The following is a 16050-nucleotide window of genomic DNA, read 5'->3' on the forward strand; positions in this document are numbered from 1 at the left end:
TTTTTTGGCCCGCTTCGAGGTTTTGGCTTGTTCGCAGAGCAATATTGTGAAACGCGTAGAAAAAACACCGCCACAAATTGTTTTACGTTAAAATACAGCGCGCCTTGAGGGTTCCCGGACCATTCGAGGGACTTTTGGAAAACAATGCCAATCAGAACTGCCTGGTTTTCCGAAAGATCCTTGAATATAAAAAAGTGGAATACTGTACCCAAATGAATAATGCCAGACCCATACGTCGCGCGCTCTTGAGCGTATCTGATAAGACCGGAATCCTGGAGTTCGCCAAAGCGCTGCATGCCCAGGGCGTTGAACTGCTGTCCACCGGAGGCACCGCCCGCTTGCTGGCGGATAACGCTATACCTGTCATTGAAGTTTCAGACTACACAGGTCACCCAGAGATCATGGATGGCCGGGTCAAGACACTGCATCCCAAAGTGCATGGCGGTATTCTCGCCCGTCGTGGCCAGGACGAAGCCGTCATGGAAGCCAACGGCATAGGCCCGATTGACCTGGTGGCCGTTAACCTCTATCCCTTCGCCGAAACCGTTGCCAAGCCGGGTTGTACCCTGGAAGACGCCATAGAGAATATCGATATCGGCGGCCCGACCATGGTGCGCGCCGCGGCCAAGAACCATAAAGATGTCACCATAGTGGTCAATGCCTCTGACTATCAACGCGTACTGGCAGAAATGGCGGCCCACCAGGGCTCAACCACTCTGGCGACCCGTTTCGATCTGGCCATTGCCGCCTTTGAACATACGGCCGCCTATGATGGCATGATAGCCAACTACTTCGGTACTCAGGTTCCGGCCCACAGCAAGGACGAGTGTCACCAGGATTCCAAGTTCCCGCGCACCTTCAACACTCAGTTGCTGAAGAAGCAAGATCTGCGCTACGGCGAAAACAGCCACCAGAGTGCCGCCTTCTATGTTGACCTCAACACAGACGAAGCCTCGGTCGCCACTGCCGTGCAGCTGCAGGGTAAGGCGCTGTCTTACAACAATATCGCCGACACTGACGCCGCGCTGGAATGCGTCAAGGAGTTTGAGCAACCCGCCTGCGTTATCGTCAAGCACGCCAACCCCTGTGGTGTCGCCCTGGGCAGCGATCTGCTGGACGCTTACAACCGCGCCTTCAAGACAGACCCTACCTCGGCCTTCGGCGGCATCATCGCCTTCAACCGTGAGCTGGACGGCGCTACTGCGGCGGCCATTGTCGAGCGTCAGTTTGTTGAAGTGATCATCGCTCCTAAAGTCAGCGAGCAAGCCCGCGAACTGGTTGCCAAGAAAGCCAATGTCCGCCTGCTTGAATGTGGTCAGTGGCAAGGCCGTACCAAGGGCCTGGATTACAAGCGGGTCAACGGTGGTCTGCTGATCCAGGACAGAGATCAAGGCATGGTGACCGAGGCCGACCTCAAGGTGGTCAGCAAGCGTCAACCTACTGCCGAAGAGATCAAAGATCTGCTGTTCTGCTGGAAGGTGGCCAAGTTCGTTAAGTCCAACGCCATTGTTTATGCCAAAGACGGCATGACCATAGGGGTGGGCGCAGGTCAAATGAGCCGGGTCTACAGCGCCAAAATCGCCGGTATCAAGGCCGCCGATGAAGGCCTGGTCGTGGAAGGTTCTGTGATGGCATCCGATGCCTTCTTCCCCTTCCGTGACGGTATCGATGCCGCTGCTGCTGCCGGTATCAGCTGCATCATTCAACCCGGTGGCTCCATCCGCGATGAAGAGGTGATTGCCGCTGCAGACGAGCATGGAATGGCCATGGTATTTACCAATATGCGCCACTTCCGTCACTGATAGTCAGCAGGCCCAAACCGGCCTGCACTGATGCAATGAACTTATCGCCGGAATAACCTCCGGCGATTCGCCGTAACAAAGCCCTGCCCGGCCGGAACCTGCCCGCAAGGCGTTAAGCGAAAAAGGATAAGAAGATGCAAGTACTCGTGATTGGTGGTGGTGGTCGTGAACATGCCCTGGCCTGGAAGGCAGCGCAATCTGCCGCCGTGGAAACCGTATTTGTTGCCCCAGGGAATGCCGGCACTGCGCTGGAGCCCAAGCTGGAAAACCTGGCGATAGAAGCCACGGATATCCCGGCGCTGCTGGCCTTTGCCAAGCAACAACAGATAGCCCTCACCATAGTCGGCCCAGAGGCCCCTCTGGTACTGGGTGTGGTCGACGCCTTCCGCGCCGAAGGCCTGAATATCTTTGGCCCCACCGAAGCGGCAGCGCAACTGGAAGGCTCCAAGGCCTTTACCAAAGACTTTCTTGCCCGCCACCGGATCCCAACCGCCGACTACCAGAACTTTACTGAAATTGCCCCGGCCAAGGCCTATGTCGCCGAGCTTGCCGGTCGCACAGGTTTCCCTGTGGTGATCAAGGCCGATGGCCTGGCCGCAGGGAAAGGGGTGATCATCGCCCAGGATCAAACCGAGGCCGATGCCGCCATCGACGATATGCTGGCAGGCAATAAGTTCGGCGAAGCCGGCTCCAGAGTGGTCGTTGAGGAGTTTCTGCGCGGCGAAGAAGCCAGCTTTATCGTGATGGTCGACGGCAACAATATTCTGCCTATGGCCACCAGCCAAGATCACAAGGCCCGTGACAACGCCGACAACGGCCCCAACACAGGCGGCATGGGTGCTTACTCCCCGGCGCCGGTTGTCACCCAAACAGTGCACGATTGGGTCATGGCCAATGTTATCCGGCCAACGGTTGACGGCATGGCCGCCGAAGGCAATGTCTACACCGGCTTCCTCTATGCCGGCTTGATGATTGCCGCCGATGGCAGTGCCAAGGTGCTGGAATACAACTGCCGCTTTGGCGACCCCGAGACTCAACCTATCATGATGCGCCTCAAGTCGGATCTGGTGGAGCTCTGCCTGGCCGCCTGCCGTGGTGAGCTGGACAAGGTCAGCGCCGAATATGATCAGCGTGCCGCCGTCGGTGTGGTCATGGCCGCCGGGGGTTATCCGGATGATTACCGCAAGGGTGATGTTATCGAAGGGCTGTCGCTCGGCAATAATGAAGCCAAGGTGTTCCACGCCGGTACCAAGATGGTCGATGGCCATGTAGTTACCAATGGCGGCCGGGTATTGTGCGCCACCGCGTTGGGCAACACAGTGACCGAGGCCCAGCAGGCCGCTTATGCCCTGGTGGATGAAGTCCATTGGGACGATGTCTACTTCAGAACCGACATAGGCTATCGCGCCATCGCCCGCGAGCAGGCATAACGGCTTTCACTCAGTAAACCAGACTCAACAGTCAACAGAAAAGCCCGGAATTTTCCGGGCTTTTCTGTTTGAACCTCAGCTTAGCTCTTTGAGGGCTTAGTTCTCTGAAGGCATAGTTCCCTGAAGGCTTAGTTTTCTGAATGCTTAATCACTTTAAAGCAAAGTACTGGCCATCTTGCGGCGCAGGTAGGCTATCTGCTGCATATGGGGCAAGTCTTTAGGACAGTTGTCCTGACATCCCAGCAGGGTCATACAACCGAACACCCCATCCTGATTGCCTATCACATGGTAGAAGTCCTCGGCGCTGCGGGCATCGCGGCTATCCAGCTCGAAGCGGGCGATTTTCATCATGCCGACGGCGCCGACAAAGGTGTCGCGCATCTGCTTGGTGGCGCAGGCCGAGACACAGACACCGCACTCCACACAGCGCTCCAGTTCATAGAGTCTGGCGGCTTCCTCCGGGTCCATCGGGGCTTCCAGATGGTGGATATCCTGCTGATCCGGCTTGGGGTGCAGCCACAGCTTGAGCCTTTCAGCCAGCTCACGCATAAACTTGCCTGTGTTGACCGACAGATCCCCTATCAGCTCAAAGCCTGGCAGCGGCATCAGGGTGATCAGTCCATCTGGATATTTGGCGGTCAAGGTACGGCAAGCCAAGGTAGGAAAGCCGTTGATCACCATGGCGCAGCTGCCGCAAATCCCGGCGCGACAGACAAAGTCGAACTGCAACGATGGGTCCTGCTCCTCCCTGAGGCGATTGAGGGCGATAAATACCGTCATCCCCGGGGTTTCTTGCAGCTGATAGTCCACCATTTGTGGCTTGTCTCCCGCTTGCTGTGGGTCGTAACGGAAGATCCTGAAGGTTAAAGTGCGGCCACTCATGCGTTGTCATCTCCGGCAGGGTTAGGCTGAGAAGGGGTTGAAGTCTGTGGGTAAGCCAGGCGGTCACTCAAGCGCTCGTTGCCGGGGCGCAGGCTTTCCGGCAGTTCGAACGGCATCAGCGCCCGCTGTTTGTCTTCAGCGCTGGCATCCGGCCCCAAAGACGCGAGAATGGCGGCAATCTCCTGCTCGCGTTTGGCGGTATCCGGATGGGCAATGGCATTGTCGGCACCATAGCCGCGATAGCCGGGCGGCAGTTCCATCTGCATCACATCCAGCGCCTCGTAGCTGAGCACAGGCTCCAGCGCGTCGGCGTCCGGCCAACTGGCCAGGGTACGGCTGAGCCAGTCTTTGTCGTTACGCTGCGGGTAATCCTCGCGGGCATGGGCGCCACGGCTCTCGGTGCGCGCCAGGGCGCCGCAGGCAACTGTCAGTGCCACCTTAAGCATACGCCTGACCCGTAAGGCCTCGACCAACTCGGGGTTGGCGTGGCGCTTCTTGCAGGTGACAACAATATTGCGCGAGCGAGCCAGCAAATCCTTGAGTTCGGCCAGCGCCTTTTCCAGCTCTGGGCCGTTACGGAAGATGCCGACATAGTCCATCATCACTCTTTGCATCAGGCGCTTGAGCTCAAACGGGCTCTCGCCCTGCTCCCGAGCCAGCAGCTCGTCTATTTCCTGGTTGAGCTCATCACGGAAACGCTGCACCAGCGCCGTATCCAGCACCAGCTCCTCCTGCTCGCAGAAGTCGGCCACATATTTACCTATGATCATGCCGCCGACCACGGTTTCCGCCAGCGAATTCCCGCCCAAACGGTTAAAGCCATGCATGTCCCAACAGGCCGCCTCACCGACACTGAACAGCCCCTTTAGCTGCGGGCTCTCTCCTGTGTGATTGGTGCGAATGCCGCCCATGGAATAGTGCTGGGTCGGCCGCACCGGGATCCACTCTTCAGCCGGATCAATGCCGAGGAAGTTTTCGCAGATCTCTTTGACTTCCCGCAGGTTGGTTTCCACATGCTTGCGCCCCAGCAGGGTGATATCCAGCCACAGATGAGGGCCATAGGGGCTGTCGACTCCCTTGCCCTTACGCATATGCTCTGTCATCCGCCGTGATACCACGTCACGGGAGGCCAGCTCTTTCTTTTCAGGCTCATAGTCAGGCATAAAGCGGTAACCGTCTTTATCCCGCAGCAAACCACCGTCTCCACGGCAGCCCTCTGTGGTTAGAATGCCCACTGGCACTATGGCCGTGGGGTGGAACTGCACGGCTTCCATATTGCCAAGGGTCGCCACCCCGGTTTCCAGCGCCAGCGCCTGGCCTATCCCCTCACAGATCACCGCATTGGTGGACACCTCATAGATACGGCCATAGCCGCCTGTGGCTATGGTGGTGCCCCGGGCGATATAGGCCCTGAGTTCACCTGTGATCAAACAGCGGGCAATAACCCCATGGCAGCGGCTGCCGTCGTGAATGAGTTTCAGTGCCTCGACCCGCTCATGCACCGGGATATCCATGGAGATCGCCTTGTTGTCCACCGCATACAGCAGCGAGTGGCCGGTACCATCGGCGGTGTAACAGGTGCGCCATTTCTTGGTACCGCCAAAGTCGCGGGCGTTGATCAGCCCGTGAGCCTCGGCGGCTTCTTCCAGAGTTACCTTTTCGGCATTGACCACCACTTGACGCGGCCCGGCAGTCACCCTGGTCCAGGGGACGCCCCAGTTAGCCAGCTCACGTACCGCCTTGGGAGCACAGTGGGCGAACATTCGCGCCACCTGCTGATCGCAGCCCCAGTCTGAGCCTTTGACCGTGTCCTGAAAATGCACATCTTCGCTGTCGCCCATGCCCTTGACGGTATTGCCGAGACTGGCCTGCATACCGCCCTGGGCCGCGGCCGAGTGAGAACGCTTGGCAGGGATCAGCGACAGTACCAGGGTATCCAGGCCACGCTCTTTGGAAGCGATGGCTACCCGCAGCCCCGCCAATCCGGCGCCGACAACCAACGAATCCGTATAGATGAGTTTCACACACACTCCTTATGGGACGGCCCAATGCCGTTTGCCCGAAAGCTATCTGTTTGGGTTATCGATACTCAGCTCGCGTGGGGCCAAAAGGCCAGCAAGGACGCCAGACCTACGGCAATAAACGCCACACTGAGTATGGTTTTAATTTTTCTAAGGCGCGCCCGGCTGTTGAGATCCCGCGCTGCGCCCCATTTCAATGCCACCCGGTACAGTCCTATGGCGGCATGTAACTCCACGGTCAGCAGCAGTGGCAGGTACAAGGCCCAGGCATACTGGTTCCAAATCCTGTCGGCCGAGCCCTGTGGCCCTATGGTTTCCGGGGCCGAACCCACCAACCAAAGATGCACAGGAAGCAACAGCAAAATCACCACTCCGGTCGCGGCCTGCCACACCCACAAACGGGTATCGCCATGATCAATTTGCACTAGTTGCTGTTTCAGAGCCTTTTGCTGCCTGAGCGATAGAGGCAACTTGTGCAAGGCCACCAGTACATGCAACAACGCCAACCCGGCAACGGCTATGGCTATCAGGCTCACCACCCAGGGATAGCCGTGGCCATCGTCACTGAGAAAACTCAGCTCCATGTTACGGGCCACCCATTCCATTGCCGGCGCCCCCAGCAATATTGAAGACACCAGCAACAGGTGAGTCCACAAAAACAGCGCCAACAACACGCCTGAAGCACTCTGCCCCAGATCCAACCAGCCGCCCCAGCGCTCACTCAGTCGTATCATGCGTATTCTCCCTGTCATCCAATGGCTTAACCGCTTAAAGATAGTAAAACCAATGTGGATCACAAAGGGCGAACGAACCCTGAGGCAGATCAAACTTCTGCCGGTTAATTTACCTTTAACTGATATTGAGTTAACCGGGAACGAACGGCTGCAACGGCAGGCTCAGCTCATTGCCTAGCAGCATATAGGTCACCAAACTGCCTAAACCAAGCACAATAAGGTATACAATCAATAGCTTGGCTATTTTCCTCAGGCCTGAGCGGTTAAAGCTGAGGCCCCATTTCACCGCCACCCGATACAGGCCTATCATGGCGTGGATCACCACCGCAGGCAGCAGCAGGATATACAGCATCCAGGTGTTGTCGTGCCAAACCCGGTAGGCCGACATATTGGGGCCGATTTCCGGATTGGCTATCATGGTGACCAGGTGCATGGGCACCAGGAAGAACAGGATAAAGCCGGTGGCCAACTGCCAGAACCAGGCGTGGCTGTCGCGGTGTTTAATCAGATGCAAGTGGCTGCGCAGCGCCCGCCATTGGCCAAGCTGCGCCGGAAAGCGCCTGAGCGCCATGGCAGCATGCAGTATCACCACCAGCAGAATGAACACAGAGAAGAGTTGCGTCAGCAGTGGGTAACCGTGACCACTGGCACTGAACCAACCGCCTTCCAGCACCTGCACTACCTTATAGAAAGCCTCTTTACCCAGCATGATGCTGGATTCGAAGTGAAGATGCGCCAACAGAAACATGCCCAGCAAAATGCCGCTGGCACTCTGCAGGCGATCGGCTCTGGCCGACCAGTGGTGGCTGTTGGCATGACCGAGCCAACGCTCGGGGATGTGATATTTTGTCAGCATGTTTTTTGGGTACAGATCCTTGGGATCTACAACATAACTCACAGCCAAACTGCGCCAACAACCAAGGAGTCTGAATGTGACCTGCCTCAATCGAAAGTGGGGGATTATCTGATCATGCTCACAAATAAACCACTTACAGCAAAACAGAGGTAATACCAATTAACCAATATAAATCAAACGTTTATTTGAAATTTTGAAACAAAAAAGACAGATAATTACCGTAAATTGCGCCACTGATGGGCCAAAGCTGAAACCGGGTTTCACTCCGTCTTCTTTACCCCGGCGTGCTGGCAAGGCCGGCAACCTATGGCTTACAATAGCGCTTTATTGTCCCGCACGAGAGAAGATTCCATGCCCTGGATCCAGTTACGCATCCACAGCAGCAGCGAGCACGCCGAAGCGCTCAGCGACCTGTTGCTGGAGGAAGGCAGTGTTTCCATCACCTTTGAAGATGGTAAAGATACACCGATTTTTGAGCCCAAACTGGGAGAAACCCCACTTTGGGCCGACACTGTGGTGGTCGCTCTGTTCGATGCCGGCACAGATCTGACTCCCACAGTCGAGATGCTCAAGCAACAACCCTTCCTCGAAGGCAAGCTGAACTACAAGATAGAGCAGATAGAAGATAAAGACTGGGTCCGCGAATGGATGGACAGCTTCCACCCCATTCAGTTCGGCAAGCGTCTGTGGATCTGTCCCAGCTGGCGTGAAATCCCAGAGCCGGAAGCCGTCAACGTGATCCTGGATCCCGGCCTGGCCTTTGGTACAGGCACTCATCCCACAACGGCCCTGTGCCTGGAGTGGCTCGATGGCCTGGAGCTGCAAGGTAAACAGCTGGTCGACTTCGGCTGCGGTTCCGGCATTCTGGCGGTCGCCGGTCTCAAGCTGGGTGCAACCAACGCCATAGGCATAGACATAGACTACCAGGCGATAGACGCCTCCCGTGATAATGCCAAGCGCAACGGCGTGGATGACAAACTCAGCCTCTACCTGCCTGAAGATCAACCCAAAGATATTCAGGCCGATGTGTTGGTCGCCAATATTCTGGCAGGACCGCTGCGGGAACTGGCCCCCCTAATCGCCGAGTTGGTTCGTCCGGGTGGCAAATTGGCGCTGTCCGGCTTACTGCAGGAACAAGCCGAAGAGATCCGCGAATTTTACGCTCAATGGTTCGAGATGGACGAAGCGGTTCACAAAGAAGATTGGAGCCGCTTGACAGGAGTGCGCAAATAGCGTTAAAGACGGCGCCAGAGCGCACTGGCGCTGACTTCCAACCAATCAAAAGTCAAGTAAAAAAGTTTTGCTCAGGTCATTTATTGACCTTTTCACCGCTGGCAAAAAGGCGTACTATAGCGCCCCTTTGAAGAGCAAGGTGAAACAGTAAAATGCAGATTGGACCCTATCAACTGAAGAATCAGCTGATCGTGGCACCAATGGCAGGTGTCACCGATCAGGCCTTCCGCAATCTCTGTATCCGTTATGGCGCAGCCATGGCAGTGTCAGAGATGCTTTCGTCCAATCCCGACCTTTGGGACACAGACAAGAGCCGCCAGAGAATGACGCACTCGGGTGAAGAAGGCATACGCTCAGTACAAATTGCCGGGGCTGACCCCGATAATATGGCTTGGGCCGCCCGCTACAATGTGGAGCAAGGCGCCCAAATCATAGATATCAACATGGGTTGTCCGGCAAAAAAAGTGAATAAAAAGCTCGCGGGTTCTGCCCTGCTACAATCGCCGGAACTGGTAAAGAAAATACTAGATGCCGTGGTTGCCGCAGTGGATGTGCCGGTAACGCTGAAGATTCGCACGGGCTGGGCCCCAGAACACAGAAATGGTGTTCAAATCGCCCGGATTGCCGAAGATAGTGGCATTACGGCGCTCGCGGTTCATGGCCGCACCCGCCAATGCATGTACAAGGGTCATGCCGAGTACGACACCATCAAGGCGATCAAACAGAATGTCTCGATTCCTGTTGTCGCCAACGGGGACATCGATAGTCCGGAGAAGGCGCGTTTCGTGCTGGATTACACAGGTGTCGATGCCCTGATGATAGGACGGGGTGCCCAGGGAAGGCCTTGGATTTTCAGAGAGATCCAGCATTACCTGGACACAGGTAGCAAGCTAGCGCCCATTGGGATGGCAGAGCAGCGTCAAGTGATGCTGGAACACCTAACCAAACTGTATGATTTATATGGGGAAGTAAAGGGCGTCCGCTTCGCCAGAAAACATATAGGATGGTACCTGGACCAGGAAGAACAGCGCCAGTTCCGTGCCGACTTTAACCGGCTGGAAACCGCTGCAGAACAATGTTCCATGGTGGAACGTTTTTTTGATGAATGTGTACTAGATAAATAAAGAGCAGAATACGAATGTTTGATCAGACAACTCACACAGAAGCTCATCAGCTTACCGTAGGCAAAATCGAAACCGCTAACGGCACCATCAAGCCCCAGTTACTGCGCGACGCCGTAAAGCGCGCTGTCAGCAACTTCTTCGCTCAGTTGGACGGTCAAGAAGCCCAGGAAGTTTATGAAATGGTGCTATGCGAAGTTGAAGCACCTCTGCTTGATATCATTATGCAGCACACTCGTGGCAACCAGACCCGCGCCGCCAATATGCTGGGCATCAACCGCGGCACACTGCGCAAGAAGCTGAAAAAATACGGCATGAACTAATCCATAAGGATTAAGAGCTTGTATTAAAAGAGAAAGCCAGTCACTACGACTGGCTTTTTTGCTTCTAGTTATACACCGAGTTACACACGCTCCTAGCTGGAGCAATCAGGGCCAGCTAGAAACTATGCAGTAGCTGGATGCTAACGACCGCTTCGATAACGAATGATCAAGGGAACCAGCGGGTAATCGAGAATAAATACAGTATGAAACTGTATTTATTCTCCCCACAAAGGCACAACCATAGTCGCTATTTGATGCCGGTAGAGATAGGCACAATCCCCACTCTCAGGCCAAAGGGTTTAAACAATCGGTCGAGAATATCGGTCTTAAAGCTACCTCGGTCGTTCTCAACGTCAGAGAGGGTCTTGCGTGACACTTTAGCCAAATTTGCATACTCCTCTTGGGTTAGACCTAAAACCTCAATACGTAAAGTTTTAAGAGCTTGCCCTTGAGTAAGTTCTCCGCGTAATAGCCTTTGGGTAACGCCTTCGATGGCCTTACGTCTCTCAACAGTACTCACCCTCCCGCTATGCTTGGAAGCGCGTTGGGGAGAAGGAGTTTGCTTTGCATGAGTCTCTTCAGCGCCTAGTGAGAGCCGGTGTTTTGACGCTTCAATTGCAACGTCACCAGCTTGCCGACGATTAGCTCTAAGACGAGCAATAGCCTCTTTAGCAGACTCAAGGGTAGATGTTTTATCACTCATACCAATCCCCACCTTGTTAGCTTGTCTTCGATATAAGTAAAGCCAATCGCAGGCATATCGATAATCCGTTCCGGTACACCACGCGCAATTAAGCGCTGCTTCAAGTTATGACATTGCCGGGCGGTAAGCTTTAATGCTGCCATTAACTCTTGAGCAGGCACCAAATCGGCCAACGAATCGGCAATACCTTGAAAGTCATACTCACCCCCAACTTCGAGCGGTGCTTGCCACTTTGTGGTTCTGGCCACCCCTTCAGGATCAGCCTTCATTGGTGCAAAGTCATAGATAGGGGCAAGCTTTATCCAACCATCACCTTTAAGAAGTGCGGTATTACGCCCGTGGTTATCACTGTTACCAAATAGGATATTGAGTAAGTCTCTCTGAACCCACTCAAGCACAAAAGCCTGAATATCAAACTGATAACCTTGCTCTAAGACCATATGGCTATGAGTGATCTTGTGGACAAGCCTTCTTATGGTTTGCTCATGATCTAAGGTAACTCCGGCAGCTTTACCCAGTATCGAGTAAACCGATTCCATCGCGTAACGCTGCTGGCCGAGTTCATTGAAATAAATATCAAAACGCGGCAGCCACAATGATGTCATCGAGGAAACAAAGCCACCCCGGCTCATCAAAAAACAGGCTGACAGGGTGGTTTATCGAAACGGCATGCATGTCGTCTTTATTGAGTTCTGCCAAGGCATAATCTTGCTCGTAATCTAATGAGGTAAGCCGATAATGACCTTGTTCGCTGTTTGGAAAAGAGAGCTTTGCAATATCTAGCATTGGCTATTGATAAAAGCCTGAATGGTTAAATGTTCCATGAGCGCTCCCAAAGAAATTATGAGTATCAAAATACTCATTAAATCCAAAAAAGACAACTAATGAGTAACTAATTACTCAAACTCTACTTTAGCCTAGAAGATATACCAAGCTTTTATAAGCAATAAACAACAGTAAGCTTACATCAATAGACAAATGCCATTAAGCGATGCCCGATACCCTTCCCATGAGGCGGGTGCGGTAGTCCCACTCTCAAACCAAGAACCATCAGCATTGAGCACAGTCTCTGTGCTTGTCCTGCCCCTCTTCCTGCCCCTCTGGCCCCCCAAGCTGCCATTCGGTTTCATTCCTGACTTCACAATTTGCTGCAACTTATTTTGGTATAAGTGAAAAATCAGGCTACTTTTATACCATTCTGCTTAGATATTGACTTAATTCCGATTAGTGCCAGCTTCTATCAGGAAGATTATTATTTAACTTCAAACTAAAAGACTAAAATATGAAACCTTACCAAGCGATAGATTGTGGCCACTATGATTACCTGGAGTTGGCCTGTATTCGCGGTTATCCGCTGAAAATAGAACTGCTACAAGGCGAGATACTACATGGCAAGGCACTGATCACCGAGACCCGTCCCGACAAGAGCGAGTGGCTACTGGTACAAACGACCACCAGCAACCGCGCCATTCGTATGGATCAGTTGCTGGCAATCACTCCTGAGCTTGAAGGGGCTGAATTTGGCCGGGTGCTGATTGCCTCGGCCGGCAGTGAGATTTAAATCGCCGCGATAACTGAAATTTCCACCAGATACTCGGGCTCGGCAATCGCGGCCTCCACACAAGCTCTGGCCGGTGCATGCCCTGCCGGTAACCAGGCATCCCAGATGGCATTCATGGCATCATAATCACTCATCTGTTTCAGGTAGATAGTCGCTGAAAGGATCCGTTCACGACCGCTGCCTGCCCGCTTGAGCAGCTCATCCACTTCCTCGAGCATGGTCCGGGTTTGTTGCTGAATATCGGCGAACTTATCCTTGGCAACCTGACCACAAAGATAAACCGTGTTGTTGTGGATCACTATGCTGCTCATGCGTGGATTGGTATCGATACGTTGAATTGTCATCGGCTAGTTCCGGGGCGAAAATTATTATTTTATCCGGCAAAAGCTCACTTGGGACAGCCGGGATTCAGATAAGTGAAAAAAACTATCAAACAACCAATTTTATCGCATATTTTTTGGACACTTGGAGATAAGAGCTATTCCTTAAGCCAGTGGCACTGATAGAATCAATATCTCATTCGCCCAACTATTTAAGGACTCCTGTATGAGCCTAGAATTACTGTCCAAACTGGAGACCAAAATCCAGGCTGCGCTCGAAAATATTGAGCTTCTGAAAATGGAGCTGGAAGAAGAAAAGCAGAAAAATGCTCATCTGATAGAGCAAAACCAACAACTTCAGCAAGATCTCAACTCGTGGAACGAGAAAGTTACCGGCCTTGTTGGTCTGCTCAACGACGAAGTCAACTGAATCTAAACGGTTTTAGCTTGACTATTCTGAGTTTCAATGAGTTCGTTCAATTCCATGATAGCCTGCTTTACCTTTGGCAGGCTTTTTCTCGGCAGCAAAAAGCGCCCCTTATCAAACTCTAATCTTCCCAGATCTTTCACCCAGACGGCGCCGGTCAAGAATATCCTTACGTGTTTGACAATCAGCTTGGGAGCATAGACAGGAAATACACGCACGAGAAACCTCCTTTAGTTGATTTCCGATCCCGAAGTTTTGACCTCCTAACCCGGCAGAAGGTTTCATCTCAATTCAGTAAAATGATCCAAAAGTCGTAAGTAGGAGTCTTTGTTATAAAAATTCTCCTGTTATACATCTATACCCGGCAAACGAAGTCAAAAATCCAGCGCTTGCCAATTTTTTGACGCACTGTTAAAGTAATGCCGTTACTCAGGGTAAAAACTGAGCCTTATGGCTCTAATCCGTACTTCTTGCGACCAAGGAGTACGGTTTTTTTTTGGGGTTTCGACCAGTATTTCCGGGTAACAAAAAAGGGCCATGTCGGCCCCTTTTTTGTATCTATATACCGAATTACTTCAACTGAGTCAGGTAGATAGCAATATCCAGCATCTCGTCATAAGACTTGATGGCACCAGTTTCAACCCGATACTTACCATTCACTACCAGCGCAGGCACACCTGAGATCTTGGCGTTTTCTGTATTGCGCTTCATGTTGGCCATCATGCTGTTGACCATAAAAGAGTTGGCCGCAGAATCAAACTGCTTGGGATCTACACCATTGGCCACAAAGAGCGCCTTGACGTCATCACGATTGGTGAAGTGTTGCTTCTTGTCCTGGATCGCACTGAACATGGCGTGATTAATCTTGTCGGACACCTTCAGCACTTCGGCAGTAGCGAAAGCACGGGACATCTCCACACCCATCTCGCGACCGATAAAGTCGACATGGTTTTGCTCAAAAGCGACTCCTTCGGGCAAACGCGCCTTCAACTTGGGGATCACGTTCTTTTCAAAGTTATAGCAATGGGGGCAGTAAAAAGAGAAAAACTCTGTAATTTCAGGCTTGGCGGAGGCGGGGCCTTCACTAACCACAGTATAATGCACGCCTTCTTTGTACTGGGCCGCTGTGGCCGCCAGAGGAAGCAGCAAAAATGCCGCTGCCAACATCAGGATTTTCTTCATTGGAGTTCCTTGTTTATTAAAATTTCAGCCAACACTGCTGGAGTGGCTGAATAACATAATCTTCTTTTTGAGTCGAACTCAAGCCCTGAGTTCCCTTTTTGTTAAATCCAAGCCTCTGCAGGTATCACCTTTGGGTCTCAGTACCACTCAATAGGGGATAAGACTCAGTGGCGCTTCATCCAGACGCTGCCGTTGTTCTTTGAAGGCCTGCAACTGCTGTCGCCAGTATTCTTCGGTCGCAAACCAGGGAAAGTGACGCGGAAACGCGGGGTCATCCCAGCGCTTGGCCAGCCAGGCGTTGTAATGCAGCATCCGCAGTGCTCTGAGTGGCTCTATCAACTGCAGCTCTTTGGTATCGAAGTTGGAGAAAGCCTCGTAGGCTTCCAGTAAGACTTCCAACTGCAGCGTTTGCTGTTGCCTGTCACCGGATAACATCATCCACAGGTCCTGCACTGCAGGGCCGTTGCAGGCATCGTCGAGATCGACAAACCCGGGGCCATTGGGGGTCCAGAGAATATTGCCGGGATGCAGATCGCCATGCAGGCGCATACTCTGGTATGCAATACTCTGCCAGCGCAACTGCAGCTCAGAGAAAAGGCTGAACGCCGCCTCTAGCAACTGATCCCGCAACGCGTTCGGAAGCAGCTCTGTATGCTGCAATTGCTCCAGCGCCGGAGCCCCCAGGGTTGTCGGTGTCAGATTCAGGCGCTGCTTGAACAGGCTGCCACGGGAATACTGGTGCAAACGGCCGATAAACTGGCCCGCCCCCTCTATCTGATCCAGGTTGTCCACCTCGAAGCTGCGACCGCCTATGGAAGGAAACAGCGCAAAACGCCACTCTTTGAAGTGATGCAGACTGCGGCCATTGAGCACCACAGGAGCGGCAATAGGGATCTCGGCTTCGGCCAGCTCGAACGTAAATTCATGCTCTTCCAAAATCTGGGCATCGGTCCAACGCTCGGGGCGATAGAACTTAACCACATACCTCTGGCCGCGATCGCAACGAAACTGATAGACCCGGTTTTCATAGCTGTTAAGTGGCGTTAGCCCCGTCTCCGGATAAATCGCCAGACTTTCGATAGCATCCAAAATCAGTTCAGGGGAAAGATCCCGATAATGAAACGCCGCCGTGGCCTGCTTTTCTGTCATGCCTGTGACTCCAGTAGATGTTTCAGGTATACCAACACTTCCCAGTCTTGTTCACTCTGGCAGCTCAACCAGCACACCTCACCGTAGAACTCATAGTTGAGCCACAAAAGGCTTCCTTCAAAATCCAGCAACCATTGGTGACGATCTGCCCCCCATTGCCGCTCCAGCACCTTGGCATCAAGTGCCCGGCATAAAGGATTGGCAAAGCTGTCGAAGGCTTCAAACTCGACCCCGGCCGTCATCGACAGGGTTTTGTGCTCTGAATCCAAGCTAAGATTTTGATACTGCATCTTTTAATCCTATTCC

General features: G+C 53.2%; 19 protein-coding genes. 7 read left to right on the plus strand and 12 right to left on the minus strand.

What is annotated here, in order from left to right:
- The first annotated feature begins 212 nt into the window (after positions 1 to 212).
- Positions 213 to 1802, plus strand: coding sequence for a bifunctional phosphoribosylaminoimidazolecarboxamide formyltransferase/IMP cyclohydrolase (gene purH, locus SIL79_RS05235; RefSeq protein WP_039035254.1), 1590 nt, complete (start codon positions 213 to 215; stop codon positions 1800 to 1802).
- A 134-nt stretch (positions 1803 to 1936) separates the two neighbouring features.
- Positions 1937 to 3232 (plus strand): phosphoribosylamine--glycine ligase, encoded by a 1296-nt coding sequence (gene purD, locus SIL79_RS05240; protein WP_071476006.1) that lies wholly within the window; start codon positions 1937 to 1939, stop codon positions 3230 to 3232.
- A 153-nt stretch (positions 3233 to 3385) separates the two neighbouring features.
- Here the strand turns inward: purD and SIL79_RS05245 are convergent, their stop codons facing one another.
- The 4 genes from SIL79_RS05245 to SIL79_RS05260 form a co-directional block, all read right to left on the minus strand.
- A complete protein-coding gene (locus tag SIL79_RS05245; protein ID WP_028781383.1) occupies positions 3386 to 4114 on the minus strand; it encodes a fumarate reductase iron-sulfur subunit in 729 nt (242 codons plus the stop codon).
- A complete protein-coding gene (locus SIL79_RS05250) occupies positions 4111 to 6138 on the minus strand; it encodes a fumarate reductase flavoprotein subunit (protein WP_319619042.1) in 2028 nt (675 codons plus the stop codon). The genes SIL79_RS05245 and SIL79_RS05250 overlap by 4 nt, the downstream gene beginning before the upstream one ends.
- A 65-nt stretch (positions 6139 to 6203) precedes the next feature.
- On the minus strand, positions 6204 to 6869 hold the full coding sequence (locus SIL79_RS05255; protein ID WP_093981943.1) for a fumarate reductase cytochrome b subunit: 666 nt from the start codon (positions 6867 to 6869) through the stop codon (positions 6204 to 6206).
- Positions 6870 to 6999: 130 nt separating this feature from the next.
- Positions 7000 to 7725: a fumarate reductase cytochrome b subunit gene (locus SIL79_RS05260; RefSeq protein ID WP_319619959.1), complete on the minus strand. Its 726-nt coding sequence runs from the start codon at positions 7723 to 7725 to the stop codon at positions 7000 to 7002.
- A 351-nt stretch (positions 7726 to 8076) separates the two neighbouring features.
- Here SIL79_RS05260 and prmA point away from each other — a divergent pair, with 351 nt between their 5' ends.
- The 3 genes from prmA to fis all read left to right on the plus strand — a co-directional run bounded on the left by prmA (position 8077) and on the right by fis (position 10402).
- A complete protein-coding gene (gene prmA, locus SIL79_RS05265) occupies positions 8077 to 8958 on the plus strand; it encodes a 50S ribosomal protein L11 methyltransferase (protein WP_039035246.1) in 882 nt (293 codons plus the stop codon).
- Between the two features lie 152 nt (positions 8959 to 9110).
- Positions 9111 to 10082 (plus strand): tRNA dihydrouridine synthase DusB, encoded by a 972-nt coding sequence (gene dusB / locus SIL79_RS05270; protein ID WP_319619043.1) that lies wholly within the window; start codon positions 9111 to 9113, stop codon positions 10080 to 10082.
- A 14-nt stretch (positions 10083 to 10096) separates the two neighbouring features.
- Positions 10097 to 10402 carry a DNA-binding transcriptional regulator Fis gene (gene fis, locus SIL79_RS05275; protein WP_025011339.1) on the plus strand — a complete coding sequence of 102 codons (306 nt, stop codon included), beginning with the start codon at positions 10097 to 10099 and terminating at the stop codon, positions 10400 to 10402.
- A 247-nt stretch (positions 10403 to 10649) separates the two neighbouring features.
- Here the strand turns inward: fis and SIL79_RS05280 are convergent, their stop codons facing one another.
- The 3 genes from SIL79_RS05280 to SIL79_RS05290 are packed head-to-tail and all read right to left on the minus strand — an operon-like array spanning position 10650 to position 11891.
- Positions 10650 to 11105 carry a helix-turn-helix transcriptional regulator gene (locus SIL79_RS05280; protein WP_319619044.1) on the minus strand — a complete coding sequence of 152 codons (456 nt, stop codon included), beginning with the start codon at positions 11103 to 11105 and terminating at the stop codon, positions 10650 to 10652.
- Positions 11102 to 11710 carry a HipA domain-containing protein gene (locus SIL79_RS05285; protein ID WP_319619045.1) on the minus strand — a complete coding sequence of 203 codons (609 nt, stop codon included), beginning with the start codon at positions 11708 to 11710 and terminating at the stop codon, positions 11102 to 11104. Before SIL79_RS05285 ends, SIL79_RS05280 begins: the two co-directional genes overlap by 4 nt.
- Entirely contained in the window at positions 11682 to 11891 is a 210-nt protein-coding gene (locus tag SIL79_RS05290; protein ID WP_143078368.1) for a hypothetical protein, read from the minus strand. Before SIL79_RS05290 ends, SIL79_RS05285 begins: the two co-directional genes overlap by 29 nt.
- Positions 11892 to 12387: 496 nt before the next feature.
- On the opposite strand from SIL79_RS05290, the gene SIL79_RS05295 reads away from it, so the two are divergent.
- Positions 12388 to 12666: a Rho-binding antiterminator gene (locus SIL79_RS05295; RefSeq protein ID WP_039035821.1), complete on the plus strand. Its 279-nt coding sequence runs from the start codon at positions 12388 to 12390 to the stop codon at positions 12664 to 12666.
- Here SIL79_RS05295 and SIL79_RS05300 read toward each other — a convergent pair.
- On the minus strand, positions 12663 to 13010 hold the full coding sequence (locus tag SIL79_RS05300; RefSeq protein ID WP_039035822.1) for a RidA family protein: 348 nt from the start codon (positions 13008 to 13010) through the stop codon (positions 12663 to 12665). The genes SIL79_RS05295 and SIL79_RS05300 overlap by 4 nt on opposite strands.
- A 202-nt stretch (positions 13011 to 13212) precedes the next feature.
- Between SIL79_RS05300 and zapB the strand changes: the two genes are divergently transcribed.
- Positions 13213 to 13416 (plus strand): cell division protein ZapB, encoded by a 204-nt coding sequence (gene zapB / locus SIL79_RS05305; protein WP_025010851.1) that lies wholly within the window; start codon positions 13213 to 13215, stop codon positions 13414 to 13416.
- A 2-nt stretch (positions 13417 to 13418) separates the two neighbouring features.
- Here the strand turns inward: zapB and SIL79_RS05310 are convergent, their stop codons facing one another.
- The 4 genes from SIL79_RS05310 to SIL79_RS05325 all read right to left on the minus strand — a co-directional run bounded on the left by SIL79_RS05310 (position 13419) and on the right by SIL79_RS05325 (position 15986).
- Positions 13419 to 13631, minus strand: coding sequence for a DUF1107 domain-containing protein (locus tag SIL79_RS05310; RefSeq protein ID WP_025010850.1), 213 nt, complete (start codon positions 13629 to 13631; stop codon positions 13419 to 13421).
- A gap of 352 nt (positions 13632 to 13983) precedes the next feature.
- Positions 13984 to 14595 carry a thiol:disulfide interchange protein DsbA/DsbL gene (locus SIL79_RS05315; protein ID WP_071475646.1) on the minus strand — a complete coding sequence of 204 codons (612 nt, stop codon included), beginning with the start codon at positions 14593 to 14595 and terminating at the stop codon, positions 13984 to 13986.
- A 147-nt stretch (positions 14596 to 14742) separates the two neighbouring features.
- Positions 14743 to 15744, minus strand: a complete 1002-nt coding sequence (locus tag SIL79_RS05320) for a serine/threonine protein kinase (RefSeq protein ID WP_144362073.1) — start codon at positions 15742 to 15744, stop codon at positions 14743 to 14745.
- Positions 15741 to 15986, minus strand: a complete 246-nt coding sequence (locus tag SIL79_RS05325) for a DUF3630 family protein (protein ID WP_405130427.1) — start codon at positions 15984 to 15986, stop codon at positions 15741 to 15743. The genes SIL79_RS05320 and SIL79_RS05325 overlap by 4 nt, the downstream gene beginning before the upstream one ends.
- Positions 15987 to 16050: the final 64 nt, after the last annotated feature.

Origin of the sequence: Shewanella indica, from assembly GCF_033842865.1 — a bacterium.
GTDB lineage: Bacteria > Pseudomonadota > Gammaproteobacteria > Enterobacterales > Shewanellaceae > Shewanella > Shewanella indica.